The following is a 7,846-nucleotide window of genomic DNA, read 5'->3' on the forward strand; positions in this document are numbered from 1 at the left end:
GGCATTTTGCTTGTACCGTAATGCAAATGCACGGCATACAATCTGTCCGAGCCGACAATCACGGCATTTTTGCTGGCGGCATAAGTGATGCCGTTCATCAAATTGCCTGTGTCCACCAACAGGCTGCCTGATTTTTTGGCGTGTTTGGCTTGCGCCCAAGCCGTGCCGTCTGGTGCGGTTTTGCTGTTGCTGATGCGGTAGCGTATGCTGTTTTCCAACACATTGCCGATGTTTGCCAACGGTTCGGACAAATCGCCCAAACGGATTTGTAAACGATTTAAACTGGCTTGCAATGGCGCAAAATTCGCATTCACAATCAGGTGCATACATCACTCCATATCCGACCATTTGGGCGGTGTATTGCCAATCACGGCACAACCGACCAAGCGGTTGTCATCGTTCAGGCTACCTGAAAAATCATCGTCCAGCATTTGAGGGCTTTTCACAGCTTCTTTCAGCCAAGCAATCGCCCGTTTGTAACGCTCGTCAATGATTTCGGTAACCGCGTCATCGTAAAGCCGATACCGCGCCATATCGCACACAAAACCCACCAACGCCACAGACGGCTTATGCAACACAATCCCAGCCGCTCGCACATAGCTGTTGGCTTCGGCAACCGCGTCATCAATGGCGCGTTGCAATACGGTTTGATTGATGTCCGTGCCGTATTCGCGGTCGCTGCGTTCGGCAAGCTCTTGCTCGCCGAAACGCTGGATTAAGTCATTGATTGTGATGATTTGCACCATCTTATTCCGCTTTCAAAGTCGCAACCAAATTCAGGCGCAAACACAATGGCAAGGGATTGGATTGCACTTCCAATTTCCAACCTTTGTCCAAACCCAATTTTTCACGTTGCGCGTACATGGGTTGTGCCAAAGTGTTTACGGCAGAATTGGTATCGGCTGGCGCAAAACATTCCACAAAGGTATTGCGTGTGCCTTTGGGCAACAAAATCGCGCTACCTGCTTCAATTTTGGCTGCTTTGCCACCAAAATCGCCATAATATTCAATAAATTCAATGCCGTTGTAGGTCAAACTTGCGCCTGTGTCTTCGCGGTATGCAGCCGCTTCACGATGTTCTTTCAAAATGTCTTTGACGTTATCGTGGTACTTGAATTTGTCAAAAAATTCGGGCGAACACAACGCAATGAAACCATTGATGATTTCGCCACGCGCATTTTTGCGGATTTGACGTTTGGCATCGTCCATCAATGCGCCAACTGGCGTGGTTTTGACATTCAATTTCCAGTTTAATTCAATGCGTTTTTCGCCAAATTCTTTGTACAAATTGTACAAAGTCGTGCCATCGGCATCTTTAATGTCGCCCAGCAATGCGCCCAACATCAAATGCTCTTGGGTCAGCCCAATGTCGCCTTTCATGGTTTCCAAACGCTCCAAAACCACGTTGTCCACCGCTTGCGCTTTATTTGGATTGCCAAATTCGTGGACGTTTTGCACTTCATCGGCACGAATGAAATCGGTACGCACCAAATGCGGAATTTCAAAGGTTTTTTTGCTGCGTTTGGCAACTTGTGATGCCGTACCTTCGCCACCACGTGGGGACGTTTGAACCAAAGTCAAAACACCGTCTTTCATTTCCACAGTAACGTAAGTCGTGCTGTGCATTTTGGGTTTAAACAAGTTCAAACCACGAATTTGTGTGGCGGTTGCAGGCAAGAGATTGACCGCTTCGGTCATCGCTTGCATGGAAAATTTGCTTGTATCACTTAATGGCATAAGATTTTTCCTTTAAATTGAGATTTTTAAGCCGTTTGACGCAAATCCGCGCCATCAACCGCCACACCGTAAGTCAGCCATGCTTTAAGCAAAATTTCATAGCCACCTGCTTTGGTGATTTCTTCTGTGGCGATGTGGCGCGTGTCCATCACGCAATTCAATGGCTGAATCATGACTTTGCCGTCTTTTTCATCAGTCAAAGCCACAAAATGCACGTTGTTTGCCAACGCATATTGAACAAGCTGACCGATTTTTGTGCCTTTTGTGGCAGGTACTTGAACACGCGTGGCAGGTGTCGCCTCATATTTCAAAAATGCGCTGGCGGTTAAGGGCAAGGTTTCTGTGGTGGTTTTGGTTTGGTAAGCTTGGGTTTCTTCACTCATGTTTTTTTGCCTTTCAAATCAAAATGGTTTATTTGCCTTGTTTGGCACGCTCACGCGCCAAATCCGCTAAACTCGCCGACAATTTGGCTTCGCCTGCTGGTGGGGGCGTATTGTCCAAACCAGCCATCAAACCTGCTGGCAATGGCGGTTTACCTTGACCTTGCGACAATTTCACGCCCAAATCGGCAATCATCGCGTCCGCATCGCTTTCGCTGGCAGACAGCAAAGCCGTCATCATCGGCGCGGAAATTTTGTCTTGGCTCAAACCTGCGGCAGACAATTTCGCTTGAATTTGCGCTTGCTGTTTCTCCTGTTTCAGTTGCGCGTTTTCGCTTTCAATTTGCGACAGCTTGGCTTGCATGGCTTCAAACTGGGCTTGTTCTTCTGGGGACATGGTGTTTTCCTTGTTTTGGGTTGATTGGGAAAAATGAAAATTTGGCGCGCTACCGTCCGACAGCACAATGGCTTGGGTTTGTGAATCCACACCCACAGGCGTGAACGACACTTCGCGCACAGCGCAATCGCGCATAATCACGCATGGACCCGTTACCGTGTTGCCGTTTACCACAGCCGTTGCACCAGCCGACAATTCTTCATAACGTGCCGATTGCACATAAATGGACATCTCCCACGGGAAACCGTCATCAGCTAAATCAGCGATGTATTTGCCATGTTCATTGTTCATCAACACGCCTTCGGCTTTCAGGCTGCCTGAAAGTGCGTCCACGCTCAAAGTGGCGACACCACAGGCTTTGTTTGGGTCATGCTCAATCAAAACGGCGGTTTTGGGCTTGATTTGAATGCCATCAAAATCCACAACGGTTTGATACGCGCCAAAGCCAAATGGCTTGCCCGAATTGGCAATGCCACTAAAACGGCGTTTGTCGTCTTGGGTTTGAAAAGCCAACGCGCTGTTGGACGACAGCTTGATTTTGGTAACGGTCATGCTCTGCTCCAAAAATAAGCGCATTGTAGGGATTGAGTGGGGGTGTAGTGTCTTGTCGCGTTTCAGTACGCGGAGGTAGCCTAAAAATAGCAAAAATAGAAAAACCGCCAAAATCGCGTTTTAAGCGCGTTTGGCGGCTGGGATAGGAAAAGATACGGAAAAAGTTTTTATCGCAATCTGTGGCGATTTTAAACATGGTTTTGGAATGGGGTTAGGCTTGGTGGTGGCAAAAATCTGTTTCAGGCAGCCTGAAAGCCAAGTAGGGTGCGTACCACGCACCCAATCATCAATTGACCACAATTTCGGTGCGTGATACGCACCCTACGCAAACTTTTGCAGTTGCATCATACGCTTTTTTCGTAATACAATACACTTCATCTTTTCAACAACAAAAAGCGAGTTTTAAATGAGCGATACAGACAAATACGCAGAAACAAAAAAACGTTATGAAGGTAGGAGGGCAATTAAATCCGTCTCTTTTAACTTGGAAACAGAAAAAGAGATATTTGATTACGCTGAAAAATTGGATTTTTCTAACTGGGTAAAAGCCCGTATTCAAGGAGATATTGAAGCCGAAAAGTATAAAAAAGAATAAATTTTAAAAAATGCTTGACTTTCGTTTTACGAAATTTTAAGATTATGCACACTTGCTTAATGCAGGAAACAAAAAATCCCTAACAAGGTCCGAACTTGTTAGGGATTGGCGGAGACACAATCTCCTTTATCCAAACGCTTTTTGAATAAGGATTATTCTACTATGGATACACAAATTTCGCAATTTTGTGAACAAGAAATTGCCATTATTGACCACAACGGACAAAAATGGCTGACGGCTGAACAGTTGGGCTTGGCTTTGGGCTATCCAAGCAGTAATGCACGGAAAGGAATTAGTGCCTTATATAATCGCCATGCTGATGAATTTTCAGAAGAAGATTCAACTATCGCCGTTTTGACGACAGTTGATAATAAACAACGTGAAGTTCGTATTTTTTCCCTTTCAGGCTGCAATTTGATTAGCTTTTTCGCCAATACGCCACGCGCCAAAGAATTTCGTGCGTGGGCAAAAATTCAGTTAAGCCAAATTCAGCAATCAACTGAACCCAGTCCAAATGATGTTTTGAACAGCCTGAACGCCAACATGGCACAACTGGCGCAAGGCATGAATATGGTTTTGACCCAAAATCAAATGGTGCATAAATACATCGCGCTTTTGGAAATGAACCAAAAAAATAAACGCCGCATTGTGCCAGAAGATGCGATTATGGTAAAACAGTTACGCGATGAAGGCATGACGTTTAGCGATATTGCCACAACCTTACGGATTTCCAAAACATCGGCTCAACGGCTCTACAACAATACTTACACGTTCAGCAATGCACCACTTCCGCCTACAATTGACCAAGCATTAGAAAACATGGTACGTCGTGAAGAAGAAAAAGTGCGTGAAATGTTGGGCTTGTTGCCTGAAAATGGGAAAGGGGAATAATCATGGCTTACCAACCCAAATCCGATTACAACGTCCCTGCTTATTTTGCCAACCACATTGCCGAAAATGGCTTTGATACATTGAGCAATAGTTTGAAATTTTTGGGCAGTACGCTTGTGGATTATGAAAATATGGACAGACAAAAAGTAGGCGAATTGGGCTGTTTGTTGCTGGTGTTGCACGAATATGCCGAGTTAATTCAACATTTGAACAAAGCGTAAAGAAAACGCCCCAAATGCGAAGTTGTGCATTTGGGGCGTTTGGTTTGGGTACGCTGGAACGCAAAGGTTCGCGGGTACGCTTAAAAAAAGATTTTCAGGCAGCCGACCAGCGTGGGTCTGCCATTAAAGCGGTTTTAATCGGTTCGTAAACGTCTTTTAATTCCGCAGTATTTTGACAAGCATTAATCAACACATTGGCAAAAATAGGATATTGTTTTTCCGATAGTGGTTGAACGCAATCCAAATCAAAATATTCAAACATTTCATAATTGATTTCCCAAAGCAAGCCCAACTGTTCGTCCAATTGAGTAATTGGTTTTTGTGTTGCCAAAGAAAAGGCATAAGCTTGTTGCTTGTTTAACGGCGTTGTCATACGCTCACCGTTTACTGTTTGGGTATAAAGCAAAGTCATGATAACGCTCCAATAATGAAAAAGATTTGATTTTGTTGCTCTTTTGGTAATGATAACACATAAACCAATAATTTAATGCGATTTTGTACCGTCAAGTAACGTAAATCCATAGGCACAATGTCTGCTTTTTGCAAGTGTTGCTGAATATTGTCTATTTTGTTTAGCCAATCATTTGTATTTGGACGTGCAAAAAATTGATTTAACGCATCAATTTTCTTTTGTGGATAGCCGTCCATCGTGAACATAAAATCCAGTGTTTTCAGTTGTTCACGCGCAACCCCGTCTTCCAAAATCAAAAAATCAGGTGGATTTTTTACATCTAAATCATAACGTTCCAAACGAACGCCAAAATACACTTGCCATTGTGCTGCTGGCATGGCTTCCCAAAGTTTATCTTGACCTGTATCTTTATCGTGTAACAAACGGCCAATTTCACTTTGTAATGGTTGAATTTCGCTAAAATCAACCATATTCAAATTTTTGGTATTGATGCGTTGCCACAAATATTCATCGCTTTGGTTAAGCAAATCATCAGCAAAATCTTGACCATGCCGCTCCGCCGCCAAATCCAATACCGCGTCCACACGCTTGGCGTGATTGTGGGCAAAACTGGGCGTGATGTCTTTTGGCACTTTAACCACTTCGCCTGTGCGCGGATTGGTCACTTGCACAAACTCAAAATTTGGCTCTTCGCTAATCCCTTCGCGTTCTGCCTGACCGCGTGTCAGTTGCGTTACCGTGCATTTGCAACCATAGCCATTGGGCGGAAAAATCTGCTGCCAAATGGGGTGTCGCACAGGCAAAATCAAGCCATAGTAGCGCTTGTGGTCATCACGTTTGTGATTGGACGCGGACGGATTGTAGCGCAAATAGGGCATGGCTTTGGCGTTGCGCTCAATGCGTTGCCAACGGCTAGCCGCGTGTGCGGTCGCCATATTGGTTTCAAAGATTTTGCGTAAACGGCGCGTGCTGCCCAGTTGCACGGTTTTGGCTTGACCGTCCAACGGGTCTATCATCACAGCTTCGCCCCACCAGCCACGCGCCATTAAATACGGTTTCAGGCGTTTTTGGAAATCGGCAAAGCCTGTGCCATTTGCCAGCGCGTCCACGATTGCCGAGCGTACTTCGGCGAGCATATCCGCATCCATCATTTTGGCAACGGTAAACGCATATTTATGCTGGTCTAGCCACACATCATAATGCGAAAAACTGCCTTGCAAAGCCTTTGATTTCAAATGTTCAAGGGCAGCACGGTCAATCAATGTGAGCGGTATCATTTCAGGCTGCATTTTCATCGTCCCCCAAAATCCAAGCGTTCACACCGTCCGCCACCAAACGCGAAATCAGTGCATTTTCCGATTTGGATAAATCCAATTTGCTTAATTTCTGTTCAAATTCGGCATAACTTTGACACTCATTGAGCGCGGATAAAATCGCGTCCATTTTCGGCTGCATAATGGTTTGTTCAATGCTTGTGGGCAATTTATCCGCATTCAGGCTGCCTGAAAATTTGGCGGACAATTTTTTTGCATTCGTTTTGTCATGCCCATTTGTTCCCTCGCCCTTTGGGAGAGGGCTAGGGAGAGGGGCATTTTCCAACATCACAAAATGCTGCTCATCAAAGCCCAATACATCGCGCACATAGTCTTTGGTCAAGTGGAACAAGCCACTGTCCAAATAAATTTTGTCGCGTTCAGCACGGGTTTTGTCAATTTGTTCTTCCTGATTGAACTCAAACCACACGCCATTTTTGGCAGATAAATCCTTGCCCCAAGCCAAATTAACAAGATAAATCGCGTCCAACAAATGCTGCACGGCTTGGGTCAGCATTTGCAAATAGCCGTCTATGCGCTCGCCACGAATTTTATCTTCGGTTTCCTGCGCGGCACGGCTGCCCGATTCCAAATCGGACGTTTTCACTTTGCCGAGCAGCATTTTTTGAATCCGCGCATTGGCTAAATTTTCCAAACGCTTGAATGCCGAGCCGTCTGCGTTGTTTTGCAACATTTGAATGTCATCTTCACGCGAAACCGACATCGCGCCGCCATTGATTAAACCAAACAAACGTTGCACAAAACTGCGGTGTTCGTCATCGCTGTTGCTTTCGTTTTTGGCAATCAAATAGGGTTGGGCGTAGCGCGTGATGAATTGCGCGGCATAAACAAAACCTTGTTTGCGAATGCAAACGGCTGGATACAAACGCGCTGCCGACATTTCGCCAGCAGGTTGCGTGTCAATCGGGCGGTTTACCAAAAACAAAAATTGCACTTGCGTATTCAATGCCTTGTCATCCCAATGCAATTCGCCATTGGTTTTCGGTTTGAATTTGTCCAAACTGCCCTGACGGTTGTGGATTTTGGCAATGTCCACAAAACCGTCATCGCCTTTTTCGGTGTATTCGTAATGCGCCACGCCATAACCGTTGAGTTTGGCAATCAGCACCACTTCGGCAAGCACAGGCAACCAACGGCGCACGGTGCGCCATAGGCGGTCGTGGTCGTCTTCGTTCAAGCCATCGCCATAAATGCGCCAGTTTTGCGACAACATGGCGGCACGCAAATCTTCACGGCACGATTCAATTTCATCGTCCGCCAGCACCGCTTCAAGGGCTTGTTGGCGCGAAATCCCCAAACGCGACAGCATTTTGTCTGCGCCTTCGCC

At 45.7% G+C, this 7,846-nt stretch carries 12 protein-coding genes; 3 read left to right on the forward strand and 9 right to left on the reverse strand.

The window, feature by feature from the left end; translation table 11 throughout:
- The 6 genes from Q4B82_RS08870 to Q4B82_RS08895 all read right to left on the reverse strand — a co-directional run.
- Positions 1-326: phage virion morphogenesis protein (locus Q4B82_RS08870; RefSeq protein WP_303066098.1), on the reverse strand; the 326-nt coding region annotated here is incomplete at its 3' end.
- Positions 327-329: 3 nt separating this feature from the next.
- Positions 330-743, reverse strand: coding sequence for a DUF1320 domain-containing protein (locus tag Q4B82_RS08875; RefSeq protein ID WP_303066099.1), 414 nt, complete (start codon positions 741-743; stop codon positions 330-332).
- A 4-nt stretch (positions 744-747) separates the two neighbouring features.
- Positions 748-1,737 (reverse strand): major capsid protein, encoded by a 990-nt coding sequence (locus tag Q4B82_RS08880; RefSeq protein WP_303066100.1) that lies wholly within the window; start codon positions 1,735-1,737, stop codon positions 748-750.
- A gap of 26 nt (positions 1,738-1,763) precedes the next feature.
- Positions 1,764-2,120 carry an oxaloacetate decarboxylase alpha chain gene (locus Q4B82_RS08885; protein WP_303066101.1) on the reverse strand — a complete coding sequence of 119 codons (357 nt, stop codon included), beginning with the start codon at positions 2,118-2,120 and terminating at the stop codon, positions 1,764-1,766.
- A gap of 28 nt (positions 2,121-2,148) precedes the next feature.
- The gene (locus Q4B82_RS08890; protein ID WP_303066102.1) at positions 2,149-3,066 is read right to left on the reverse strand and encodes a hypothetical protein; all 918 of its coding nucleotides are present in this window, start codon (positions 3,064-3,066) and stop codon (positions 2,149-2,151) included.
- Complete coding sequence (locus Q4B82_RS08895; RefSeq protein WP_303066103.1) at positions 2,990-3,262, reverse strand: hypothetical protein; 273 nt, start codon at positions 3,260-3,262, stop codon at positions 2,990-2,992. The genes Q4B82_RS08890 and Q4B82_RS08895 overlap by 77 nt, the downstream gene beginning before the upstream one ends.
- 210 nt (positions 3,263-3,472) lie before the next feature.
- Between Q4B82_RS08895 and Q4B82_RS08900 the strand changes: the two genes are divergently transcribed.
- The 3 genes from Q4B82_RS08900 to Q4B82_RS08910 all read left to right on the forward strand — a co-directional run bounded on the left by Q4B82_RS08900 (position 3,473) and on the right by Q4B82_RS08910 (position 4,773).
- A complete protein-coding gene (locus tag Q4B82_RS08900) occupies positions 3,473-3,661 on the forward strand; it encodes a hypothetical protein (RefSeq protein WP_303066104.1) in 189 nt (62 codons plus the stop codon).
- Positions 3,662-3,823: 162 nt separating this feature from the next.
- On the forward strand, positions 3,824-4,552 hold the full coding sequence (locus Q4B82_RS08905; RefSeq protein ID WP_303066105.1) for a Bro-N domain-containing protein: 729 nt from the start codon (positions 3,824-3,826) through the stop codon (positions 4,550-4,552).
- 2 nt (positions 4,553-4,554) lie between these two features.
- A complete protein-coding gene (locus tag Q4B82_RS08910) occupies positions 4,555-4,773 on the forward strand; it encodes a DNA polymerase III (protein ID WP_303066106.1) in 219 nt (72 codons plus the stop codon).
- Positions 4,774-4,867: 94 nt separating this feature from the next.
- Here Q4B82_RS08910 and Q4B82_RS08915 read toward each other — a convergent pair whose 3' ends face one another.
- The 3 genes from Q4B82_RS08915 to Q4B82_RS08925 all read right to left on the reverse strand — a co-directional run.
- Positions 4,868-5,185 (reverse strand): hypothetical protein, encoded by a 318-nt coding sequence (locus Q4B82_RS08915; protein ID WP_303066107.1) that lies wholly within the window; start codon positions 5,183-5,185, stop codon positions 4,868-4,870.
- On the reverse strand, positions 5,182-6,474 hold the full coding sequence (locus Q4B82_RS08920) for a phage minor head protein (protein WP_303066108.1): 1,293 nt from the start codon (positions 6,472-6,474) through the stop codon (positions 5,182-5,184). The genes Q4B82_RS08915 and Q4B82_RS08920 overlap by 4 nt, the downstream gene beginning before the upstream one ends.
- Positions 6,464-7,846 (reverse strand): DUF935 family protein (locus tag Q4B82_RS08925; protein ID WP_303066109.1); only part of this gene is annotated, 1,383 nt, incomplete at its 5' end. The genes Q4B82_RS08920 and Q4B82_RS08925, both read right to left, overlap by 11 nt.

The organism is Alysiella sp., assembly GCF_030525755.1.
Taxonomy (GTDB): domain Bacteria; phylum Pseudomonadota; class Gammaproteobacteria; order Burkholderiales; family Neisseriaceae; genus Simonsiella.